We start from the raw sequence: 21,981 nt of genomic DNA, 5'->3' as shown, positions 1-21,981 counted from the left end.
ATCGCTCACTCCCTTGCTTTAATTATTGTTTCCCGTAGTTCATAAACTGCCCGCGCCGGACTTTCCGCTCCAAATACAGCCGAAATTACCGCAATCCCATCGGCCCCGGCACGAATAACCTCAAAAACCTTTTCCCGATCAATACCCCCAATAGCTATTACCGGGGTATTGGGAAACTCCTCTTTAAGCTTCTGAATCACTTCTACCCCGCAGGGCGGTGCGGCATCTTCCTTGGTGGTTGTAGGAAAAATTGGCCCAAGCCCAAGATAATCGGCTCCCGCCTTTATTCCTAAAACCCCTTCTTCATAATTGGTAGCCGAAAGCCCGACAATTTTTCCGGGAAAATGCTTTCTTGCCACCTCCAGGGGTAAATCCTCCTGTCCCAGATGTACCCCATCGGCATTTAAAGCAATTCCCAGGTCCAGCCGGTCGTTTACAAAAAACGAAACCCCATATTTTGCACAAAGCTCTTTCAGCCTTAGCCCCTCCCGGTACATTTCGGCTCCCTTTTTTCCTTTTGCCCGGTACTGGAAAGCCGTCACTCCATTTTTCAGGCAATCTTCGACAACCCTCCAGAACTTTTCTTCGTTAAGGTAAGCATCATCGGTAAGTACGTATAAGGTTAAATCCACCGAAGGCTTAATCAAGGTTAAAACTTCTTTTTCCAGCTCATAAAGTAAAAACCTTGCTTTTTTGGCATTAAGGACAATCGCAGCATCTAACAGCTTCCCAAATTCTTCTAAAACCCTCAGGCTTTCCTGGGCTCTTTTGGCGTTGGCTAACACCACCTCCCGCAAATTATTCCTGGCCATCTCCTCTGAGCTTAGTTCCTGTCCCGGGTCGTTTTGAGCATCCCGATACCACAAGGGATTTCCAGCAAGACTTTTTTCTATTTCTTTGATAAAATGTCGCAAATGTTTAAATTCCTCAAATAATTTTCTGCTCACCAAACCAAAGCGAGCTACTTCCTCCAGCACCCGGATTCCTTCCCGGGCCCGGTTTAAATTAACATCAATAATCCGGTAAATTTCCATCAAATACCTCCCCGAAAAAAATAAACCCCTTCCAGAAGATGGAAGAGGTTGGTGGTAACTTATCATTATTTCCTCTCCCTCCGCTGGCATTACCCAGAGCAGGTTCAAAGGGTAGACTTCTTCATCGCGAAGCCTTCTCAGCCGGGCTCATCCGGCACCCCTGAGGTTTTTTGTTATTTTTAATTTATCTAAATAACTATAAATTGTCAAGATAATCTAACAGACCACCATTTTTCTGACCAATAAAAAGCAGATTTTAGCATTTCAACTCTGCATTTTAACATTTAACCCTTTTTTTACCTCAAACCGATTCTCCTTATTTAAAATTATAAAAAAAACTCCAGGGGGGATCTGGATGACAGAATTAACCGAAGAGTTAAAAATGATTAAAGAAAGTAAGATTTTTTATCCCAATCCGGAAAAAGTAAAAAAATCGGTAGCGGGCAGTATTGAAAAATTCAACGAACTTTTAAAACTATCCTGGGATAACCCGGAAAAGTTCTGGGATGATGTGGCGCGTGAACTGTGGTGGCTTCATCCCTGGGAAAAAACTTTTGAAGGAAGTCTTCCTGATTTTCGCTACTTTATTGGTGGTATTACCAATCCAGCTTACAACATGCTGGATCGCCACCTGGAAAAAGGAGCAGACAATAAACTGGCGCTTATCTGGGAAGGTGAAAATTATGAAACAAAATTTTACACCTACCGCATGCTCTGGGCCGAAGTTAACCGTTTTGCCAACGTCTTAAAAAGCTTTGGCCTCAAAAAAGGCGACCGGGTGGCCATTTATCTTCCCAACCTGGCCGAAACGGTCATTGCCGTTTTAGCCTGCTACCGCACCGGCATTATTTTCAATACCGTTTTTTCCGGTTTTTCCGAACAGGCCTTACGGGACCGGCTCATTCATTATGAGCCGCAGGTCTTAGTTACCGCCGATGGTGGCTATCGCCGGGGTAAAGAAATACCCTTAAAACCCAAAGCTGATCAGGCTATCGAAGGAATCAGCAGTATCCAGAAAGTGGTGGTAGTTAAAAGAACCAACACACCGGTTAAGATGGTTCCGGGCAGGGATTACTGGTGGGATGAATTAATGCAAAAAGCCCCAATAGACTGTCCACCGGAACCCATCGAAGCTAACGAACAGGGTCTGGTATTTTATACCAGCGGCACTACCGGAAAACCCAAAGGTGTGGTTCATTCCGGTGTGGCCTTTACGGTAAACAATTACATTTACGCCAAATATCACTTAGACCTGCACCCCGAAGATATTTTATGGTGCACGGCGGACATCGGCTGGCTTACAATGCATATCTGGGGTATTGTCGGCGCCCTCACCAACGGTATTACTACCATTTTTTACGAAGGAGCTATCGACTACCCTAAACCCGATCGTTTTTATCAGATAATCCATAAATACCGGGTAAATAAATTATTTACCGCACCAACTGCCGTACGAATGCTAATGCGTTACGGCGAACAGTATATGGAACCCTACGACCTTTCCTGCCTGGATGTGATTTGCACGGTGGGAGAACCGCTCAATCCCGAAGCCTGGTACTGGATGTATAAAAATTTAGGTAAAGAAAAAATTTACATTAACAATACCTGGGGACAAACGGAAACGGCGGGCACCCCTCTGGCCGGTGCAGCCTGGATTACCCCGATGAAGCCGGGATCCTGCGGTATTCAGTTTTTAGGGGCAAAGTTAGAAGTGGTTGACGAAGAAGGAAATCCGGTACCTCCGGAAACTCCCGGTAATTTAATTATGACAAGACCAATTCCTATGCTGGTACGTACCCTCTGGAAGGAACACGATCTTTATCTTAGAAGCTATTTCAGTCGGGTACCGGGAGCTTATTTCACCAATGATGGTGCAGTAAAGGATAAGGATGGCCACTTTTGGGTTACCGGTCGTATCGATGATGTAATTAACGTTGCCGGTCACCGCCTCAGTACCATGGAAATGGAAAGTGCCATCATTGAAGTGGAAGGAGTTGCCGAAGTGGCAGTGGTAGGTGCTCCCGATGAAATCAAGGGTTTAGTTCCGATTGCCTTTGTAACTTTGCGTCAAGGCTACGAAGCTACTCCCCAATTAGAAGAAAAGATTCGAAAAATAGTTGTGGAGAAAATCGGAAAGATCGCCGAACCGGCCAAAATCTACTTTACACCGGTTATGCCCAAGACTGCCAGCGGTAAAATTATGCGCCGTTTATTAAAAGAGCTTGTAACCAAGGGTGAAGTTAAAGGCGATGTTACCAGTCTGGAGGATGTAACTACTTTAGAAAAAATTAAGGAAATTATTAGCGGGCGGTAAAATACCGCCCTTTTTTAGCAGGAAGGGGTGACATCCATGCAAATAAAGCAAATAATGACTACCAACCTGGTTACCATAAAGCCCGACGGTACTTTACGGGAAGCTACGCATCTCATGCGTCTTAATAAAGTTGATGCTTTACCGGTGGTGGACCAGGATTATAAACTTTTAGGGCTAATTACTAAAAGTCACGTCCTGGATGCTTTCCTTAATAACATACCAGCCGATACGCCGGTAAAAAACCTGATGATTACAGAACTTTTTACCTTTACCCCGGAGGATGATGCCGATAAAACCTGGGAAGTACCGGTAGGCAGGGTACCGGTAGTAGATAATGAAGGCAAAATTATTGGTATTGTCACCCGTACCGATTTAATCCGCAGTTATTACAAAGAATTAAAAAGGCTAAATTTAATCCTAAACGAACGCGTGGAAAATTACCGGGAAGCTCTCAAACACTTCAGGGAAAGCCAATACCAGCAACCGGTAATTTATAAAAGTTCCGCTATGGAACAGGTAGTGGAACTGGCCCGCCGCGTTGCAGATATAGATGCTACGGTGCTTATTTTGGGAGAATCCGGTTCCGGCAAGGAAGTAATTGCCTCCCTCATTCACCAGGAAAGCAGGCGCCGCACGGAAAATTTTATTAAAATAAATTGTTCTGCCATACCAGAAAACCTTTTAGAGTCAGAGCTTTTCGGCTACGAGCAGGGAGCTTTTTCCGGCGCCAATAAAAACGGTAAACCCGGTCTTTTTGAACTGGCCAATCACGGAACAATTTTTTTAGATGAAATCGGCGATCTTCCCCAACAGCTACAAGCAAAACTTTTAAGGGTTCTCCAGGACAAGGAAATTTACCGGTTAGGAGGTACCACTCCAAGAAAGTTAGACGTTAGAATAATTGCCGCTACCAATAAAGATCTCGCCCAAATGGTGAAAAACAAAACTTTTCGGGAAGACCTTTATTATCGTTTAAACGTTATTCCTATCGTAATTCCCCCCTTGCGGGAACGGCGCGAAGATATCCCGCCCCTAATTAATTATTTCCTGGAGGTATTTAACAAAAAGCACGGTTATAATAAAATTTTTGCCCCCGAATTGGTCGATTTTTTAACCGAACAGCCCTGGCCCGGAAATGTCCGGGAGCTCAGCAATACCGTAGAGCGTCTGATAATCATTTCAAGAGGAAATATCATAACTTTGGAAGATTACCAAAACCTGACCGCTCCTTCGTCTAAAATAAAAGAAAACCACGAAGATTTGTCTTTAGCAAAAAAACTCGATAACGTGGAAAAAAGTCTTCTTTTAAAAGCCCTGGAAACCTACGGCTCAACCCGAAAAGCCGCTAAAGCTCTGGGAATAAGCCAGGCATCGCTTATCAGAAAAGCCCGCAAACACGGTATTAAAACCGGCTTTTAGGGTGCTTCAATTTTGAAGCGCCGCTGCAAAAATAATTCGGGTATTTTTGAAATAACTGCTTCAAAAATGAAGCAGCTATTTTTTTGGGGAGCAGTTTTGGTATTGGCACAAAATTTGCTTTTTAAATTTTTAGAAAATTCTAAAAAGGAGGTGAGAGATTGTTTATCCCGGAGGAACACCATTTAAAGGAAAGTTTTATTGCTCGCTTTATGGCCCGCTGGCACTTTAAAAACTTTGAGGAGTTAATCAAAGCAGCATATAGCTATCCCGATTGGTTTTATTCGGAAATGGCCAAACAACTGGACTTAACTTTTTTCACTCCCTACGAAAAAATAGAAGACTTAAGCCGTGGCTGGCACTATCCTAAATATTTTAATAATGCAGGTTTTAATATCGCCTACGATGCGGTTGTAAAAAAAGCCCTGAACAATGGTGAAAAACCGGCAATTATTGCTGAAAAAGAAAACTCTACCTTCGAAACTTTGAGTTATCAACAACTTTACCAGGAAATCAAGAAAGCAGCAACGGTTCTTGCAAATCTGGGAATTTCCCCTGGCGATAGGGTTGCAATTTATTTGCCAATGATTAAAGAAACACCAATTTTCCTTTTAGCTTTAGCTTACATTGGGGCTGTTGCCGTACCGGTTTTCTCCGGGTACGGCTTTGAGGCAGTCCGGGAAAGGGTTATCCTTTCCGGCGCCAAACTGTTAATCACCGCTGACGGCTTTTCCCGCCGGGGCCAGGAAGTACCTCTTTTAAATACCGCTCTTGAAGCAGTAAAAGACCTTAATATTGCTATTCTGGCGGTTACAAATTTAAATACCCCAAAACTTTCCCCTGATTATGAAAAGCTCTACTGGTACAACGAATTAAAGCAACAGTTTGCTCAGGAAATTTCCATTGCAAGTACCAGAACCGAAGATCCGCTCTTAATCATCTATACCTCCGGAACAACCGGAAAACCCAAGGGAACCCTCCATACCCATATCGGTTTCCCGGTAAAAAGTGCTATTGACATGCTTTTTGCCTTTGATATCGGTCCTGCAGATAAAGTTTTTTGGATAACCGATTTGGGCTGGATGATGGGTCCCTGGTTGATTTACGGGACTTTGCTGATTGGCGGTACAGTAGTTCTTTACGAAGGATCTCCCGATTACCCAAGCCGCACCCGGCTTTGGGAACTAATAGAAAAACATCAAATATCCGTTCTGGGCCTCTCTCCAACCTTAATCCGGCTACTCATGACTTTTCCCGATGCTGACCCGGAAAACTTTAGACTAAAAAGCCTTAGAATTTTAGGTTCCACCGGCGAACCCTGGACCGAAGAAGCCTGGCAATGGTTTTTTGCAAAAGTAGGAAAAAAGAAGCTGCCAATCATTAATTACTCCGGGGGCACCGAGATTTCCGGAGGAATACTGGCTTCCTACCCGATTCATAAAATTCCTCCCTGCGCTTTTACCGGAGTTTTGCCGGGAATTAATGCCGATGTGGTCGATGAAAATGGGAAACCGGTAAGAAACAGGGTGGGAGAACTGGTAATTAAAGGGCCCTGGAACGGTATTACCCGGGGATTTTTTAACGAACCGGAGCGTTTTGAACAAACCTACTTTTCCCGCTTTGGTCCCGACCTCTGGGCTCACGGCGACTGGGCAAAAATCGATGAAAACGGTTACTGGTACATTTTAGGAAGGTCTGACGATACGATAAAAGTTGCCGGTAAGCGGCTGGGCCCCGCCGAAGTTGAAAACATTGTAAACGCTCTTCCCGAAATAGCCGAATCGGCAGCTTTTGGGGTACCTCATCCGATAAAGGGAGAAGCTTTAGTCGTAGTTGCCGTACCAAGCAAAACAGATTTTGTCAAAGAGGAACTTATCCAAAAAATCAAAAACCAAATCGCGACCAAACTTTCCAAGGCCTTGTCTCCCGAAGACGTATTAATCGTAAAAGCCCTGCCCAAAACCAGAAACGGTAAAATATTACGCCGGTTAATCCGGGAAAGTTACTTGGGAGAAGTAAAAAGTGACACCTCTTCCCTGGAAAATCCCCAGGCTTTAGCGGAAATTCGGAGAGAAAGGAGGGAGTGAGGTGAATTTTGAGCTTTCCGAAGAACATAAACTTCTCCAGGCCACCGTAAGGAAGTTTGCCGAGGAAGTTTTAAAACCCAAAGTCCGGGAGATCGACAAAAACGGTAAAATTCCAGAAGAAATCTGGTGGCAAATGGGCGAACTTGGCTTAATGGGTCTTCCAATTCCGGAAAAATACGGAGGTACCGGAGCGGATTATCTAAGTTTTGTTATAGCCGTAGAGGAATTAGCAAGGGTTTGTCCTTCCGTGGCCCTTTCCTATTCGGCCCATATCTCCCTGGGAGCAATGCCAATTTTACTTTTTGGAACAGAAGAACAAAAGGAAACTTATCTGCCCCCTTTAACTCTCGGCAAGTATTTGGGAGCTTTTGGGCTTACCGAGCCCAATGCCGGATCAGACGCCGGCGGAACTCAAACCACCGCCGTTTTAGACGGAGATCATTACGTGATAAACGGCAGCAAGATGTTTATAACCAATGCCAGTTACGCTAAATACGTAACCATTACCGCCGTCACCGACCGCACTAAAGGTACCAAAGGAATTTCAGCCTTTATCGTACCAGTAGGGACTCCAGGCTTTACCATAATTGACAATTTTGAAAAGCTGGGTATGCGAGGTTCCAACACCACCGAACTGGTTTTTGAAGATGTCCGGATACCTAAAGAAAACCTTTTGGGTAAACCCGGAGAAGGTTTCAAACAGTTTCTGCAGGTTTTAAACAACGGACGCATCGGCATTGCTGCCCTTTCGGTAGGATTAGCCCAGGGTGCCTTTGAACAGGCGCTGTCCTATGCCAATACCCGAATTCAGTTCAAAAAACCGATCGCTGCTAACCAGGCGATTGCATTTAAACTGGCAGACATGGCTACCAAGATTGAACTTGCCAGAAACCTTACCTATAAAGCCGCCTGGCTTAAGGAAAACAATCAGCCCTTTGCCAAAGAAGCGGCGATGGCCAAACTGTTCGCTTCGGAAATTGCCGTGGAAGTAGCCTTAGATGCAGTGCAAATCCACGGTGGTTACGGTTACATTACCGAGTACCCGGTAGAAATGTTTTTAAGAGATGCCAAGCTTTTAACCATCGGTGAAGGTACGTCAGAAATTCAAAGGCTGATCATCGCCCGGCAGCTTGGCTGTCCGGTATAAATTACTAAAAAGGAGGGTTTTCAATGCGTCCAGTTTATATGGTGGCCGGAGGAATTACCAAATTTAAAAAAGCAAACCCCGAAAAGGATTTTCGTTACATGGTTAAAGAAGCTTTCGATTATGCTATGAGTGACATCCCAAAATTAGACCTCGAGCAAATTGATGCCACAGTAGCTTCGTATTTTTCCGACCATTTTACCCGGCAGTTAATGGCCGGAATTATGGTCCAGGATTATTTAGGTTTAGTTCCCAAAATGTCCAAAAGAATTGAAGGCGGAGGTGCAACTGGAGGATTATGCTTTCAAACCGCCTGGGAAACCATAGCTTCCGGTAGGGCTGAAGTCTGCGTGGCTTATGGCTTTGAAACTATGTCTCACGTTAATACCTGGAAAGGAAACGAATTTATTGCTCATGCTTCAGATACAAATTTTGACTATCCCGTAGGCGGATTTTACACCGGTTACTATGCTTTAATGGCCCGGCGACACATGTACGAATTTGGAACAACTGAGCGCCAATTAGCCATGGTTTCGGTAAAAAACCACCGCAATGCAATATACAACCCTTACGCCCAATTCCCCGCCGAGTTAACAGTTGAGGATGTTTTAAAGTCAGAAATGGTTGCAGATCCCTTGAAAAGACTCGATATTTGCGTTATGTCTGACGGTGCTGCAGTAGCCATCCTCGCATCGGAAGAAATGGCCTATAAACTCACCGACAAACCGGTTAAAATCACAGGTGTTGGTACCGGTACCGATACCATGCGCTTAGCTGATCGCCCCTCGGGTAAAGTTCCCTTATTACCCCACGAAAAAGAAGATGATTATAAAAACTTAAAATATCCAGGAGTTCACTCTTTCCGGGGTGGCCGGATGGCTGCCTTGCAGGCGTATAAAATGGCAGGAATAACCAATCCTTTAAAAGAGCTTGATTTTATTGAACTTCATGACGCTTACACCTCTTCTGAAATTCAAACCTATGAAGACCTCGGTCTCTGCAGATACGGAGAGGGCGGTAAATTTGTCGAAAGTGGTTATGCCGATTTGGATGGCAAGGTACCGGTAAACCCTTCGGGCGGACTTCTGGCGTGCGGGCACCCGGTAGGTGCTACTGGACTCATGCAGGCAGTTTTTGCTTTCTGGCAACTCCAGGGAACCATTGGAAAACATTTCGGTAATGATAAACTCCAAATTAAAAACGCTAAAAGAGGATTAATTCACAGTCATGCCGGCACAGGTACCTATATTACCGTCACCATTTTGGAAAGGGGGTTTTAGAATGGCAAAAAATTATAAATTACCTGAAAGCGAACAAAGTGGAACGATAGTTTTTAACTTAGACCCTTTGATTATTAAACACCATTATGAAATTGACTATATTCACAGCTATGCCCAGGATACACCATTTTTCAGAGGATTGTCCGAAGGTAAACTTTTAAGTACTTACTGCCCCAACTGTGGTTATAAGTATGGTACTCCCCGCGCCCACTGTATGCATTGCGGAAAACCAACCGAATGGTTTGAATTACCAAAGGAAGGCTATGTCCATACTTATACCACTTGTTATTATGGTAGTGAAGAATTTTTAAAGGAAACACCATTTCATTTAATTTTAGTAGAATGGCCAGGAGTAGACACCTTTTTCTTGGGAAGACTAATTGGTGTTGAACCAGGAGAAATAAAAATTGGCATGAAAGTAAGAGCAAAGTTTAAACGACTTTCTCAATTTAAACCTACTGATGTTTATTTTGTTCCCGCAGAATAAAAGAATCAAAAGGAGGTCAGCAATTTTGGGCAAAAACCTTGATGATTATTTTTTCTAACAAAATTTAATACAAATCCTAATTTTATCGATATTAAAGCACAAAAGCTTGCCGACCTAAGCCCCGGTCGGCAAGCTTATCTAAAAAAAGCAGTTCTTCACCTGCTTATGCTACCGCAAACTAAAACCGATATTGCCATCCACTTTAATATTTCTCCCAGTCTTGTCCAGGAAGTTTTAAAAGAATTAATTAAAAAAAGAAAAATAAAAAAAATTATTTTTAGAAAAAAAATTTACTATCAAGCTTTAAAATAAAAGGGTTTTTGCTTTTTTTGTCGAAATCTTAAATATGGCCCTAAAAGGTATGAGTAAACCTTAAAAAACCCCACAACCCAAACGATAGCCTTTTAGGGCTTTTTTTGATTTTAACCCCGCCAGGGCTGCTGTTCATAGGGTATGTATTTTTCCTCATCCACGGTACCGTTATAAACATAGACAAAGACTTCGTGTTCTTCGCCTTTCTGGTCAACGGCTTTTGTTAAAATCCTTTGATACAAACTTCCTTCTCCTTCATAATCATCGAGCCTGGTCAAGGTCTTTTCCTCTTCATGGATTAATTCATAAATTTCCCCTTTTACCCGGTCTCCCTCCTGCGGAACCACCCCCGGGTACCAATTAGACACTTTATACAGCGAAAAACCATAGATCTCACCAGGACCTATGTACTTTTGCCGGGAAAGCAGGAAGTTCGCCCTGTGGTTTCGCATCAACGTGCCATACACAAATACTTTCATCTTCTCCCCCCTAAACGGGCAAATACCTTCCTTCTTTATACTTTACAAGCATTTCCTCTTCTTTTTGGATTTTGGCCTGTCCAAACGATAAATCAATTACTTCCCGCAAAAACTTTTCTTCCAGTTCAGGTAAAACTCCAAAATACCCGGTAACTTCCTGAAGATATACCGGCTCTTTTTGGGGTAAACCTAAATTATTGGCAAGCTTTAAAATCCGCGACCAGTGTTCGTAACTAACGGTAACTGCATAAACCGGGATTTTTTTGATAGTGATAATGGTGGCTTTATTTAAGCAAAGCTCAGCAGCTTTCCGATAAGCCCGAATTAAGCCTCCAGCTCCTAAAAGAATTCCCCCAAAGTACCGCGTTACCACTACACACACATTGGTAAGCTTTTTCTGCATGATTGCTTCCAAAACGGGTCGTCCGGCGGTGCCGGAAGGCTCACCATCGTCACTCATCCGGGTAATCCTGTTTTCAATAGTATAAGCATAAACGTTATGGGTTGCGTCGTTATGTTTTTCTTTTATTTCTTCAATAAACTTTCTTGCTTCATCTTCGGAGTTTACCGGGAGAGCCCGGCCAATAAATAACGACTTTCTTTCGGTAAACCTTTCTTCAGAATAATGTTCAATAGTAACAAATTCCATTGCCCTCACCGTTTTTTCTTCCATTATACCAAAAAAACAAAAAACGGGGGCAAGTCTCCTTGCCCAGCCGCATCTTATTAAACCTTGCTAAATTTTAATTTTTAAGTCTTTTGTGCCCCCAGTAAAATGTTATGTATAAACAATGAATTTTAGTACCAAAATTTCCTAAAATAAATTTCATTCTCCAAAAACAAATCCATGGTAAGCTTAACCGCAGCCGCCAGCAATTCTTGAGCAGCACAGAAGTAACTAATATCTCCAGCCTTTTCTACTACTAATTCGTAGTAATCCAAGATCTTACTGCTAAAGGATTCTATCTCCAGGGTAAGCCACGGCCGCAGGGCCGGAGGCAAATAAAGTTTCCTTATTATTATCTTTATATTATCCCCCACCCAGCGTTCAAACTTTTTGTGGCCGTTTAAAAAGGTGGGTTTTAAATGATGCGGTTCACAAAGATCCTGCAAGATATGTGCCGCCCGGCCGAAATGCCAGAAAGCTTTGGGGTTTTTTTGTTCGGAAAATTTATGAAAGTTTTTTAACTCCTGGTAAAAAGCTTCCTTGGCCGATAAAAAAATAAACAAACCTTTCTTTGTCTGGGGATTAAAATAATGGGTAACATTTTGCCAGCCTTTATCCGCTGCATATAAGCCGCAGTAAATTTGCCGGTAGTATCTCTCATAATAACTTGTCTTATAGTTTTTTTCCTGCAATTGAATTAGCGCTTTATTCAGGAGAAAACCGTGGGTTGGTTCAACATTATCCAAAAACCCCTGCAGGGGTGAAATAATCTTTAAAGCTTTTTCCACCATCACCTTGCCTCCGGCAGCGATTTATTAATATTTTGGCAAGGCAGTGGTTTAATATACAAAAAGCTGCGGGTTTGCCCGCAGCTTTTCTACTGGACCGCCTCCAGCACTTTTTGCACAAACATCGTTTCCGGTGCTGCTCCTTCAATTTCTACCGTTTCGTTAATCACCGACTTGGGAACTCCAAAGACGTTGTATTTATCCCCTAATTCCGGAAACTCGCTAACTTCGATAACTTCGGCGCGAATATTGGCATTAGCCATCGCAAACCGGTTGGCTGCAACTGCAGCCCGTGGGCAGTACGGTCAGGTAGGGGTGACAAAAACTTTAATGGTAACCGGTGAAGTTACCTTGGCCAGTTCTGCCAAAACGTTATCCGGCAACTCCGGTTTTCCTTTAGAGAGATCAATAATTGTCTCGATAACGGTAGAAAATTCATAACCGGACGGTATTCCATAAAAACGAATACCCACATCTTCCGTACCTTCGAAGACGATTGCCGGAATCTTATCAATCCCGTATTTTTCCACAGCTTCTTTTTCGGTGGGATAAGTGTGAACCATGAGCTTTATTTTTTCACTGGTAGCTGCTAACTCTTCTAAAAGCTGCTTGGTATGGTCACAGTAAGGACAATCCTGGGCTAATACCGGGCTTTTGGTAAAAAAGTGAATGGTCACATCATTGACCATTTCTTTGGCAAATTTTTCTTTAAGAAACTGGATATCCTTTTCCTGTAAAAAGGCCATCAACTATCACTCCTTTACTCTTTTTTAAGTTTTTGCGAAACTTTTTTATAGTATTTTTATATCTTTAAAAATAATACTTCTAAAACTAATTTTTGTCAATCATTTTTTTCTAAATTTAATTTTCCCAGCAAATAAAAAAAGTATTTTGGCATATATTGAAACAGCCTTTGAGGGAGGAAAACTGCCCTCCCCCAAAGGCATTTAAGTTAAACCTGGAAAAACCGCTCGCCAGCTACACCGCAAATCGGGCAGCGTTCGGGTCTTGCTTTTTCAATATTGCCACAAACGGGGCATATGTAGAATTCGCCCTCCACATCTTTGCCTTCTTCTAACGCCTTTAAAGCTTCCTGGTACAGCCGGGCATGGACCTCTTCTGCCCTGGAAGCGAAGGTAAAGCTTCTGGCGGCATTATTTTCTCCGGAAGCTTCAGCTTCTTTAATAAACTCCGGGTACATTTCGGTAAACTCGTAAGTTTCACCGGCTACCGCTGCTTTCAGGTTCTCCAGGGTAGAACCAATTTTACCGGCAACTTCAAGGTGCTTTAAAGCATGAATGGTTTCGGCTTCCGCCGCACTTCTAAAAAGCCTGGCAATATTAGGATAACCTTCTTCTTCAGCTTTTTTGGCAAAAGCTAAGTATTTGCGGTTGGCCTGGGATTCTCCGGCAAAAGCAGCCATTAAATTTTCTAAGGTTTTTTGGTTCATTGTCTTCCCTCCTTTGATTTTTATCTACATTTTACCAGAAATTTATTGTTTTTAAAATATTTTTAAAAAGGAGGGAAATTGTTTTATTTTGCTACCGGAACGGATAAGCTGGGTAAGTCTTCCGGCTCCCCGCACCTCCCCGCTTAAAATGTACCCTTTTAGTTTTTCGCCCTCCAATACGAGCTTTAAATAGTTGGCTCCCTGTCTTCGTTTGATAACCGTATAACCTTCTTCCTGCCGGGTAATTCCCGCTGCAATGGTATTGTACCCAAAAAACTCCAGGGAATTCATGCCTATGGAACCTTGATACACATAATTTTGTCCGACCATATTCATTGCTGCCACCCTTCCCTGCTCGGCGGCAATTGGCCAGAGAGCATTAACTCTGTATTTACCATGAGCAACATCAAAAGTTTTCGCCACATCCCCCGCTGCCCAAACACCCTCCCAGGGAGTCCTTAAATACTGGTCCACCGGTATACCTTCCAAAAATTTCTCCGGTTCCGGTAAAAAATCGACATTGGGGGTAACACCTTTACCAATTAAAACTAAATCAGCTTTTATAACCTGTCCGTTAGTAAGTTTTACTTCGAAAATTTTGTCTTCTCCTAAAAACTCCAAAACATCTTCCCCTAAAAGAAATTTCATCCCCTGTTTCTCTAAGTTTTGCTGCACCAACCCGGCCGCTTCGTAATCCAGAACCTGGGATAAAATCTGGCGGGAAGCCACCACAACGGTAACTTTAACCCCCCTCTTTAATAAACCGTAAGCCCCTTTTAAGCTAACCAGTCCTCCCCCCACTATAACAGCTTGTTCAGCTTTGCGGGAATAATCCAGGATATTTTTGGCATCATCCAGGGTTCGTAAGGTGAAAACTCCGGGTAAATTACTTCCCGGGAGCGAAAGCTTTTTGGCCCTTGCACCGCTCGCAATTAAAAGCCGGTCATATTGGTAAGAATTTTCGAAAGTTATGACTTTTTTTTCATTAAAATCAATTCTTACTACTTTTTCACCTTTTTTAAGATTTATCCGGTTTTTTTCGTAAAAATCCTTGGGACGGATAAAGATTTGCTCCTCAACTATGTCCCCGGCAATAAAGTAAGATGTTAAACAGCGCCCGTAAACCTCGTACGGCTCATCGGTTAAAACGGTGATTTCGCCCGCTGGGTCCAACTTTCTTAAACTTTCTGCCGCAAAAATTCCTGCAGCACTGTTTCCAATAATTAAGTATTTCATTAAGGTTAACCCCCTAAAGGTTTAACAAAGCCCGTTTAGCTTTAATATGTTCAATAATACCGGCTGCTGCTTTATAAGGATCCGTTTCCACGTAAAACTTACCGCCAATTAAAGCTTCGGCATCCTGGGTTAAAATCCGGGTAACTTTAGGACTTCCAACAACCGGCGGAACAACTCCCAGGTGGGTCATTATTCCCATCGCCACCGCCCAGGTTCCAATGCTCAAAGCTTTTTCATGCTGGTATTCCGGGGCAGAAGCAGCAATTGGCAGGTCTTTGGGACTAACTTTAAGGTAATTAGCTACGGCTATGACTAAATCCCCGATTCGGGAATTATCCACACAGCTTCCCATGTGCAAAACCGGAGGCAGCGGTCCTCCCAAATCATTGGCCGTACCTATTGCCGTTAAGACAGCTCTTAACCCTTCGCCAGCCCATTCGGCTGCTGCGGGATCCATCAATCCTGCTTTAGCTAAGGCATGAGCGGAACAGCCGGTAGTAACTACTAAAACGTTGTTTTTAATTAATTCTTTTACCAGTTCTATATGAAACCAATCGTGTTTTACTTTGACGTTATTACAACCTACGGTAGCCACTACCCCCAGAATATTGCCAGAAACAATATTGTCAATTAAGGGCTTTAACGGGTCATCAGGATTTAGTTTCGCTAAAGCTTTTACTATTGCTTCCACGCTAAATCCTGCTACTACTTTGGCTTTTTCCCTGGGAATATAGACCTTGGCTGGATTTCTTTTTTGGTAACTTTCAATAGCCATCCGGACAATCTGCTGGGAGGCTTCATCGGCAGTTTCGGTGGTAAAAGGTACGTGTTCCGCTCCGGGAATTTTGACAATAGGCATAGTAGTGACCAGGCGGGTATGGTAGCAAGCAGCAATTTCCGCTAGAGACGGCATAATGCACTGAACATCCACTACCATTAAATCCACAGCGCCGGTAATAATCGCCAATTCCTGGGCCAGGAAGTTAGTCGCCAGGGGAATCCCCTGCCGCATTAGCACTTCATTACCGGTACAGCATATCCCGGCAAGATTGATTCCTTTTGCCCCTGCCTTTTTCGCCTCATCTTCCAATTTTCTGCTCCACTCAACAATTTTTTCCGAAAGCAAAGGTACGTGGCCATGGACAATGATATTGACGTAGTCTTCTTTAAGTACACCCAGGTTGGCTTCTGTTACCACCGGCTGGGGAGTTCCAAATATTATGTCCTGTAAGTCCGTGGCCAGCTTGAGTCCCGCAAAACCATCCACCAGACCAAGCCGGATAGTCTTTAAGATTAAATTTACCGGGTCCGCATCCATCCCCATTGTAGTCTGGTGCAAAGCTTCTCTAATTTCCCTGTCCGGGTTTCGCGGCAGTACTCCTAACTTTTCCCAGGTTTCCAGCCGCTCCCGCGGAGAATTGGCTTTCAGGTAGGTCATGGGAGTTGCGCCGGAATTGGCAAAATCCCGGTAGATAATTTGGCACATTTCTTCAACAATTTCCTGCTCTGTTTTATTAGCTGTATCTATACCTAAGGTAAAAGCTACCTGCTTTAATTTTTCCTGATCCTTAATACTGTAGCTTTCCGTACCTTGGGCAATTTGTTCCAAAACTTCCAGAACATCATAGGCATGGTCCACATGAGCGGCAGCACCGGCAGTTACCTGACGCAGTAGATTTCTTGCCGTTATTACTTCGGCCGTTGCCCCGCAAATTCCCGCTTGCGGTCCTTCCCCAAAGGGGTCGATCCGGCACGGTCCCTGGACGCAGTGACGACAGCAAAGGCCTGTTAAGCCAAAACCGCACTGAGGCTGCTGCGCTTCATACCGGTCAAAAACGGTGGAAATCCCTTCTTCCCGGGCTTTCCGATAAAGATTGGGAATTACCGGGTCTACCGATAATTTGCTTTTATCCATAAAATCACTCCTTTACCAAAAAATTTGTTAAGTATTTCTTTCGTTCCTTTTTGGCATAAACGGGAACTTCTGCAAAGGACAGGGCTTTGGTGGGACAGGCTAAAACACACTGGGGATAGCCAATTTCAGCACAGCGGTCACATTTAGCGGCTTTATGCTGGTTTTCGACAATTACTCCGAAAGGACAAACCATCACGCACATAAAACAGCCAATACACCTTTGGGAGTTTAACACCACTTCACCGGTTAGCTCATCTTTGGTTAAAGCTCCGCTCATGCAAGCGGTAACACAGGGAGCGTCTTCACAATGCCGGCACATCAAAGGGAAATTGGTGGAACCATTGGCTTCAACAAAAATCCGTCTTTGCGGTCGGGGATTTTCTGAGATTGCTGTATATAGCTCTTTAGTCTTAGAATGGGAGGTAGCACAAACCAGTTCACAGGTTTTACAACCAAGGCATTTTTCTAAATCAACTAAAATCTCACGCAAATTATCACCTCCAAAAGTTTGTACTAAGTATATATTTCTAAATCTTTTTGCCAATTCCTGCAATTATTTTTCAAAATTTTTAGATTTTTATTCCAAGAAAAAAGACGGCCTTTTAAAGCCGCCTTTTTTCTCTATTTTTTATCTGCCCGTAACACTCCACCATCACCGTAATTTTCCGGTTTCATTTCCCTGATGATAATTTTCACCGCTTCCGGTGGACATTTTACAACATCAACAGTTACCTCGGTAATCCTTTTTACCAGTTCCCGTTTTTGCTCAACAGTTCTACCTTCTAAAAGTTCAATTTGAATAATCGGCATTTTTATACCTCCTCCTACAGGGACGGTTCTTACAGCCACCACTTTCTATTCATTGTAAAATGGTGGTTTACAGAACCGTCCCTTAAAGTTTCTCAATTTTGGCTGCAGAATATTTTAGCTCCGGCGTTTTGGCCATTGGGTCCCGGACAGGATTGGTAACCTGGTTGACCGGACTTTCGAAGAAGTGGAAGGAAGCAAAGACGGTTCCTTCCGGTACTTTATCGGTGAGCGCTACCTTAATTTCCACACTTCCCCGGCGAGTGGTTACCCTTACCCTATCTCCATCATTAACATTAAGTTTCTTAGCATCGGCGGGGTTCATTTCTAAATGATCTTCCGGTACATGTTCGCCCATCATGGACCGGCGGCTCATCGTTCCGGTATGGTAGTGGTAAAGCCGGCGGCCGGTAATTAAAGTAAAGGGATACTCGCCGTCCGGTTTTTCCTCCGGTTCCTTGAACGGAATTGGGTGGAACAGGCCTTTGCCGCGCACAAATTTATCGCTGTGGAGAAACTTGGTTCCCGGATGGTCTGGAGCCGGACACGGCCACTGGATGCTCTTTTTCTCCAGGCGTTCATAGGTAATCCCCGCATAGCTGGGAGTAAGGGTCCGCATTTCGTCAAAGATTTCTTCCGCCGAAGAATAATTCATCGGATAACCCATTTTGGTGGCCAGCCGGGCTATAATCTCCCAGTCGGGTTTGGCTTCCCCTACACAGGGAATTGCTTTCCTTACCCTTTGTACCCGACGTTCGGTATTGGTAAAGGTACCATCTTTTTCGGCAAAGGTTGCTGCCGGCAATACTACATCGGCAAATCTTGCCGTTTCGGTTAAGAAAATATCCTGCACCACCAGGAAATCAAGCTTCTTTAAAGCTTCTTCAATATGCCGGGCATCGGGATCGGATAAAACCGGGTTTTCTCCCATAATATACATGGCTTTAATATTGCCCTTTAACGCCCCATCAAACATTTCCCCCAGGGTCAATCCCGGCTTTTCCGGAAGCTTAACTCCCCAGGCTTTGGAGAATTTTTCGTTGGCGGCCGGATCATCTACCCGCTGATATCCCGTAAAAACGTTGGGAAGGCCGCCCATATCGCAGGCGCCCTGAACATTATTTTGACCCCTAAGCGGGTTTACCCCGGCACCATCCTTACCTACATGACCGGTAAGCATGGCTAAATTGGCCACCGCCAGTACTCCGTAGGTACCAAAGCTAAACTGGGTAACCCCCATGGTGTATAAAATCATGGCTTTTCCGGCCTTGGCATACATTCGGGCCGCTTCCCGGATTTTTTCGGCGGGAACGCCACAAATTTCTGCTACCGCTTCCGGTGAATAATCTTTAACCGTATCCTTATACGAGTCAAAGCCTTCGGTGCGCTCCCGGATAAATTGTTCGTTGTAAAGTCCCTCCTCAATTATCACATGGGCCATAGCATTTAACAAAGGCAGATTCGTTCCCGGCTTTAACTGGAGGTGAAGATCCGCATAACTTGCCAGCTCAATATTTCTGGGGTCAATGACTATGAGTTTGGCCCCTTTCTTCACCGCCTGCTTAATTTTGTAACCGGCTACAGGATGGGATTCGGTAGTATTGGAGCCAATTAACATAATTAATTCCGTTTCCATTATGTCTTCAAAGCTATTGGTCATGGCACCACTGCCAAAAGCGGCGGCAAGACCTGCCACCGAAGGCGAGTGTCAGAGCCGGGCACAGTGGTCAATATTATTGGTACCAAGCACCGCCCGGGTAAATTTGCTTAAAAGATAATTTTCTTCGTTGGTACACTTGGCCGAAGCCAGTACCCCAATCGAATCACTACCGTATTTGGCTTTTATCTCCCCGAGTTTTTCCGCTACCAAAGTTAATGCTTCATCCCAGGAAGCTTCTGTCAGCTCGCCATTTTTCTTAATTAGCGGTTTGGTCAGCCGGTCATTGCTATGGATAAACTTGTACCCAAAACGTCCCTTAACACACATAAACCGGCCATTTACTTCGGAGGTAGGATTCGGAGCTACTCCTACCACCTTATCATCTTTTACCAGAAGGTCAAAGTTACAGCCAACCCCGCAGTAGGGACAGGTGGTTTTTACCCGTTTTACCTCCCAGGGTCTAAATTTCCCCCGGGTATCTTTGACCGTCAAAGCTCCGGTAGGACAAACGGTAACGCAGCTTCCGCAAAAGACACAGTTGGACTCCGCCAAAGTCCCGTCATACGGCGGTGCCACTTTGGTTTTAAAGCCCCGGTTAATAAAGTCTATTACCGAATAACCAATAATCTCGTCGCAAACCCGGACGCATTTGCCGCAAAGAATACACTTGTTCATGTCCCGAACAATAAACGGGTTGTTGTCTTCAATGGGGTAGACATTTTTTTCTCCCTGATAACTTCCCCGGCGCACCCCGTACTCATAAGCATAATCGGCAAGGGCACATTCTCCCATTTTATCACAGGTCAAACAGTCTTCCGGGTGATTGCTTAAAAGAAGGTCCAAAATTTCCCTCCGGGCATTGATTACCGGCTCCGAATGGGTTAAAACCTCCATTCCCGGAGCCACCGGAGTAACACAGGAAGCAACTAAGTTTCTCGCTCCCTTAACCTCGACCACACATATCCTGCAAGCTCCGGGTTTAGAAAGCTCCGGGTCGTAGCAGAGGGTTGGAATCTTAAAGCCAGCAGTTTGAGCCGCTTCCAAAATCGTCGTGCCTTCGGGCACCGTCACTTCTATACCGTTTATTTTCAAAGTAACGTCTGCCATCCGTATCCCCCCTTTAACCTTTAACTATTGCGCCAAACTTACATTTTTCCATACACGAACCGCACTTAATGCACTTTTCAGGGTCAATCTTGTGCGGCTGTTTTCTTTCGCCGGAGATTGCTCCCACGGGGCAAACCCGGGCACAGGCGCCGCAACCGACACATTTATCTTCAAGGATCTTATATTCTAAGAGCGCCGAGCAAACGCCGGCCGGACACTTTTTATCGTAAATATGAGCCTCGTACTCATGCCGGAAATACCTCAAAGTTGATAAAACCGGATTGGGTGCCGTTTGGCCCAGACCGCAAAGGCTGGAGTTCTTAATGTTATAGGCAAGTTTTTCTAAGGTTTCAAGATCCCCGGGTTCGCCTTTCCCTTCGGTGATTTTTTCTAAGATTTCTAACATCCGTTTAGTTCCTTCCCGGCAGGGAACGCATTTCCCGCACGATTCCTTTTGGGTAAATCTTAAGAAAAACTTGGCCACGTCCACCATGCAGGTAGTTTCGTCCATTACCACAAGCCCGCCGGAACCCATCATCGCCCCGGCTTTAATTAAAGAGTCATAATCTACCGGTAAGTCTAAAAGTTCTTCCGGCAAGCACCCACCTGATGGACCCCCAATTTGTACCGCTTTAAACTTCCGACCTCCCTTAATGCCACCGCCAATATCAAAAATTATCTGGCGCATGGTAATGCCCATCGGTACTTCCACCAGACCGGTATTATTAACCTTACCGGTTAAAGCAAAAATCTTTGTTCCTTTACTTCCTTCGGTACCCATGGAGGCATACCAGTCGGCGCCGTTTTTGATGATTAAGGGCACGTTGGCAAATGTTTCGACGTTATTGATATTGGTTGGCTTGCCCCAGAGACCTTTTACCGCCGGAAAAGGCGGCCGCGGTCTTGGCATTCCTCTATTTCCTTCAATGGAAGTCAAAAGGGCGGTTTCTTCACCGCAAACAAAAGCTCCCGCACCAGCTTTAATTTTTATCCGGAAATTAAAGCCGCTACCAAAGATATTTTCTCCTAAATAGCCTTTTTCTTCCGCCTGTTTTATGGCAATTTGCAAGCGTTTTATGGCCAGAGGGTACTCAGCCCGCACGTAGATATAACCTTCGTCAGCCCCCACCGCATAGCCGCAAATGGCCATCCCTTCTAAAACCGCGTGGGGATCTCCTTCTAACACGGACCGGTCCATAAAAGCTCCCGGGTCGCCTTCGTCGGCGTTACATACCACGTATTTTTTATCCCCTTTGGCATCCCTGGTAAACTGCCACTTCAAACCGGTCGGAAAACCGCCGCCACCCCGTCCGCGTAAGCCGGATTTTTTAATTTCATCAACCACTTCCTGCGGCGACATGGAAGTAAGTACCTTTCTTAATGCTTCATAACCACCATTTGCTACATAATCTTCAATCCGTTCCGGGTTAATATGCCCGCAGTTATGGAGGACCAGCCGCTGTTGTTTGGCATAAAAAGAGATATCGGTGTACTTTTCCACCTTTTTGTCTACCTGGGGTTCGTGGAATAAAACTTTTTCCACAATTTGTCCGCCTAAAAGGTGCTTTTCGATAATTTCCGGTACATCGTCCACCTCTACCCGGCAGTAAAAAGTTTTATCGGGCTCAATGATTACAATTGGTCCCTGTTCGCAAAAACCGTGACAGCCGGTATTGTAAACCTCTATATCGGTAATACCTCTTTTTGATAGTTCTTCCCGAAACTTTTCGGTAACTTTAGGTGAACCGGACGAAATGCAACCAGTCCCCGCACAAATCAAAACCTTTCTCATAAGGCA

The 21,981-nt window shown here is 44.3% G+C and carries 18 protein-coding genes, 1 pseudogene and 1 riboswitch; of the genes and pseudogenes, 6 read left to right on the top strand and 13 right to left on the bottom strand.

Annotated elements, in window-relative coordinates; translation table 11 throughout:
• Window positions 1–5: 5 nt before the first annotated feature.
• On the bottom strand, window positions 6–1,034 hold the full coding sequence (locus CARFE_RS0101320) for a thiamine phosphate synthase (RefSeq protein ID WP_028051463.1): 1,029 nt from the start codon (window positions 1,032–1,034) through the stop codon (window positions 6–8).
• A 58-nt stretch (window positions 1,035–1,092) separates the two neighbouring features.
• Window positions 1,093–1,206, bottom strand: a riboswitch (TPP riboswitch).
• Between the two features lie 183 nt (window positions 1,207–1,389).
• On the opposite strand from CARFE_RS0101320, the gene acs reads away from it, so the two are divergent.
• The 6 genes from acs (at window position 1,390) to CARFE_RS0101285 (ending at window position 9,762) form a co-directional block, all read left to right on the top strand.
• Window positions 1,390–3,348, top strand: coding sequence for an acetate--CoA ligase (acs, locus tag CARFE_RS0101315; protein ID WP_028051462.1), 1,959 nt, complete (start codon window positions 1,390–1,392; stop codon window positions 3,346–3,348).
• A gap of 36 nt (window positions 3,349–3,384) precedes the next feature.
• Window positions 3,385–4,767 (top strand): sigma 54-interacting transcriptional regulator, encoded by a 1,383-nt coding sequence (locus CARFE_RS13845; RefSeq protein ID WP_051250089.1) that lies wholly within the window; start codon window positions 3,385–3,387, stop codon window positions 4,765–4,767.
• A gap of 158 nt (window positions 4,768–4,925) precedes the next feature.
• The gene (locus CARFE_RS0101300; RefSeq protein ID WP_028051461.1) at window positions 4,926–6,851 is read left to right on the top strand and encodes an AMP-binding protein; all 1,926 of its coding nucleotides are present in this window, start codon (window positions 4,926–4,928) and stop codon (window positions 6,849–6,851) included.
• Between the two features lies 1 nt (window position 6,852).
• The gene (locus CARFE_RS0101295) at window positions 6,853–7,998 is read left to right on the top strand and encodes an acyl-CoA dehydrogenase (protein ID WP_028051460.1); all 1,146 of its coding nucleotides are present in this window, start codon (window positions 6,853–6,855) and stop codon (window positions 7,996–7,998) included.
• A 23-nt stretch (window positions 7,999–8,021) separates the two neighbouring features.
• Window positions 8,022–9,275: a thiolase domain-containing protein gene (locus CARFE_RS0101290; protein ID WP_028051459.1), complete on the top strand. Its 1,254-nt coding sequence runs from the start codon at window positions 8,022–8,024 to the stop codon at window positions 9,273–9,275.
• A gap of 1 nt (window position 9,276) precedes the next feature.
• Window positions 9,277–9,762 carry a Zn-ribbon domain-containing OB-fold protein gene (locus CARFE_RS0101285; RefSeq protein ID WP_028051458.1) on the top strand — a complete coding sequence of 162 codons (486 nt, stop codon included), beginning with the start codon at window positions 9,277–9,279 and terminating at the stop codon, window positions 9,760–9,762.
• Window positions 9,763–10,184: 422 nt separating this feature from the next.
• On the opposite strand, the gene CARFE_RS0101275 is transcribed toward CARFE_RS0101285, so the two are convergent.
• The 12 genes and pseudogenes from CARFE_RS0101275 to nuoF all read right to left on the bottom strand — a co-directional run bounded on the left by CARFE_RS0101275 (window position 10,185) and on the right by nuoF (window position 21,975).
• Window positions 10,185–10,553 carry a gamma-glutamylcyclotransferase family protein gene (locus tag CARFE_RS0101275; RefSeq protein WP_028051457.1) on the bottom strand — a complete coding sequence of 123 codons (369 nt, stop codon included), beginning with the start codon at window positions 10,551–10,553 and terminating at the stop codon, window positions 10,185–10,187.
• 10 nt (window positions 10,554–10,563) lie between these two features.
• Complete coding sequence (locus tag CARFE_RS13840) at window positions 10,564–11,202, bottom strand: YigZ family protein (RefSeq protein WP_034541403.1); 639 nt, start codon at window positions 11,200–11,202, stop codon at window positions 10,564–10,566.
• Between the two features lie 149 nt (window positions 11,203–11,351).
• Entirely contained in the window at window positions 11,352–12,011 is a 660-nt protein-coding gene (locus CARFE_RS0101265) for a phospholipase C/P1 nuclease family protein (RefSeq protein ID WP_028051456.1), read from the bottom strand.
• An 86-nt stretch (window positions 12,012–12,097) separates the two neighbouring features.
• Window positions 12,098–12,301, bottom strand: a pseudogene (locus tag CARFE_RS16405) (thioredoxin family protein); the annotation flags it as partial.
• Between the two features lie 12 nt (window positions 12,302–12,313).
• Window positions 12,314–12,754 carry a thioredoxin family protein gene (locus CARFE_RS13835; RefSeq protein WP_049752062.1) on the bottom strand — a complete coding sequence of 147 codons (441 nt, stop codon included), beginning with the start codon at window positions 12,752–12,754 and terminating at the stop codon, window positions 12,314–12,316.
• Between the two features lie 206 nt (window positions 12,755–12,960).
• Window positions 12,961–13,458 (bottom strand): rubrerythrin family protein, encoded by a 498-nt coding sequence (locus CARFE_RS0101250; RefSeq protein ID WP_028051455.1) that lies wholly within the window; start codon window positions 13,456–13,458, stop codon window positions 12,961–12,963.
• A 51-nt stretch (window positions 13,459–13,509) separates the two neighbouring features.
• On the bottom strand, window positions 13,510–14,694 hold the full coding sequence (locus CARFE_RS0101245) for an NAD(P)/FAD-dependent oxidoreductase (RefSeq protein ID WP_028051454.1): 1,185 nt from the start codon (window positions 14,692–14,694) through the stop codon (window positions 13,510–13,512).
• A gap of 13 nt (window positions 14,695–14,707) precedes the next feature.
• On the bottom strand, window positions 14,708–16,609 hold the full coding sequence (cooS, locus tag CARFE_RS0101240) for an anaerobic carbon-monoxide dehydrogenase catalytic subunit (protein WP_028051453.1): 1,902 nt from the start codon (window positions 16,607–16,609) through the stop codon (window positions 14,708–14,710).
• Between the two features lie 4 nt (window positions 16,610–16,613).
• Window positions 16,614–17,099 carry a 4Fe-4S dicluster domain-containing protein gene (locus CARFE_RS0101235; RefSeq protein WP_028051452.1) on the bottom strand — a complete coding sequence of 162 codons (486 nt, stop codon included), beginning with the start codon at window positions 17,097–17,099 and terminating at the stop codon, window positions 16,614–16,616.
• Between the two features lie 131 nt (window positions 17,100–17,230).
• On the bottom strand, window positions 17,231–17,419 hold the full coding sequence (locus CARFE_RS0101230) for a 4-oxalocrotonate tautomerase (RefSeq protein ID WP_011343664.1): 189 nt from the start codon (window positions 17,417–17,419) through the stop codon (window positions 17,231–17,233).
• An 82-nt stretch (window positions 17,420–17,501) separates the two neighbouring features.
• A complete protein-coding gene (gene fdhF / locus CARFE_RS15850) occupies window positions 17,502–20,183 on the bottom strand; it encodes a formate dehydrogenase subunit alpha (RefSeq protein WP_084138684.1) in 2,682 nt (893 codons plus the stop codon).
• A 13-nt stretch (window positions 20,184–20,196) separates the two neighbouring features.
• On the bottom strand, window positions 20,197–21,975 hold the full coding sequence (nuoF, locus tag CARFE_RS0101215) for an NADH-quinone oxidoreductase subunit NuoF (RefSeq protein ID WP_028051449.1): 1,779 nt from the start codon (window positions 21,973–21,975) through the stop codon (window positions 20,197–20,199).
• Between the last annotated feature and the right edge of the window lie 6 nt (window positions 21,976–21,981).

Origin of the sequence: Carboxydothermus ferrireducens DSM 11255, from assembly GCF_000427565.1 — a bacterium.
GTDB classification, from domain to species: domain Bacteria; phylum Bacillota; class Z-2901; order Carboxydothermales; family Carboxydothermaceae; genus Carboxydothermus; species Carboxydothermus hydrogenoformans.
Note: the sequence above shows the minus strand (reverse complement) of the source record. Positions and strands in the feature narration are given on the sequence as shown.

Coding starts and splice junctions, on each gene's coding strand:
- CARFE_RS0101320 (WP_028051463.1), bottom strand. CDS start 1,034: ATGGAAATTTACCGGATTATTGATGTTAATTTAAACCGGGCCCGGGAA.
- acs (WP_028051462.1), top strand. CDS start 1,390: ATGACAGAATTAACCGAAGAGTTAAAAATGATTAAAGAAAGTAAGATT.
- CARFE_RS13845 (WP_051250089.1), top strand. CDS start 3,385: ATGCAAATAAAGCAAATAATGACTACCAACCTGGTTACCATAAAGCCC.
- CARFE_RS0101290 (WP_028051459.1), top strand. CDS start 8,022: ATGCGTCCAGTTTATATGGTGGCCGGAGGAATTACCAAATTTAAAAAA.
- CARFE_RS0101285 (WP_028051458.1), top strand. CDS start 9,277: ATGGCAAAAAATTATAAATTACCTGAAAGCGAACAAAGTGGAACGATA.
- CARFE_RS0101275 (WP_028051457.1), bottom strand. CDS start 10,553: ATGAAAGTATTTGTGTATGGCACGTTGATGCGAAACCACAGGGCGAAC.
- CARFE_RS13840 (WP_034541403.1), bottom strand. CDS start 11,202: ATGGAATTTGTTACTATTGAACATTATTCTGAAGAAAGGTTTACCGAA.
- CARFE_RS0101265 (WP_028051456.1), bottom strand. CDS start 12,011: ATGGTGGAAAAAGCTTTAAAGATTATTTCACCCCTGCAGGGGTTTTTG.
- CARFE_RS13835 (WP_049752062.1), bottom strand. CDS start 12,754: ATGGCCTTTTTACAGGAAAAGGATATCCAGTTTCTTAAAGAAAAATTT.
- CARFE_RS0101250 (WP_028051455.1), bottom strand. CDS start 13,458: ATGAACCAAAAAACCTTAGAAAATTTAATGGCTGCTTTTGCCGGAGAA.
- CARFE_RS0101245 (WP_028051454.1), bottom strand. CDS start 14,694: ATGAAATACTTAATTATTGGAAACAGTGCTGCAGGAATTTTTGCGGCA.
- cooS (WP_028051453.1), bottom strand. CDS start 16,609: ATGGATAAAAGCAAATTATCGGTAGACCCGGTAATTCCCAATCTTTAT.
- CARFE_RS0101230 (WP_011343664.1), bottom strand. CDS start 17,419: ATGCCGATTATTCAAATTGAACTTTTAGAAGGTAGAACTGTTGAGCAA.
- nuoF (WP_028051449.1), bottom strand. CDS start 21,975: ATGAGAAAGGTTTTGATTTGTGCGGGGACTGGTTGCATTTCGTCCGGT.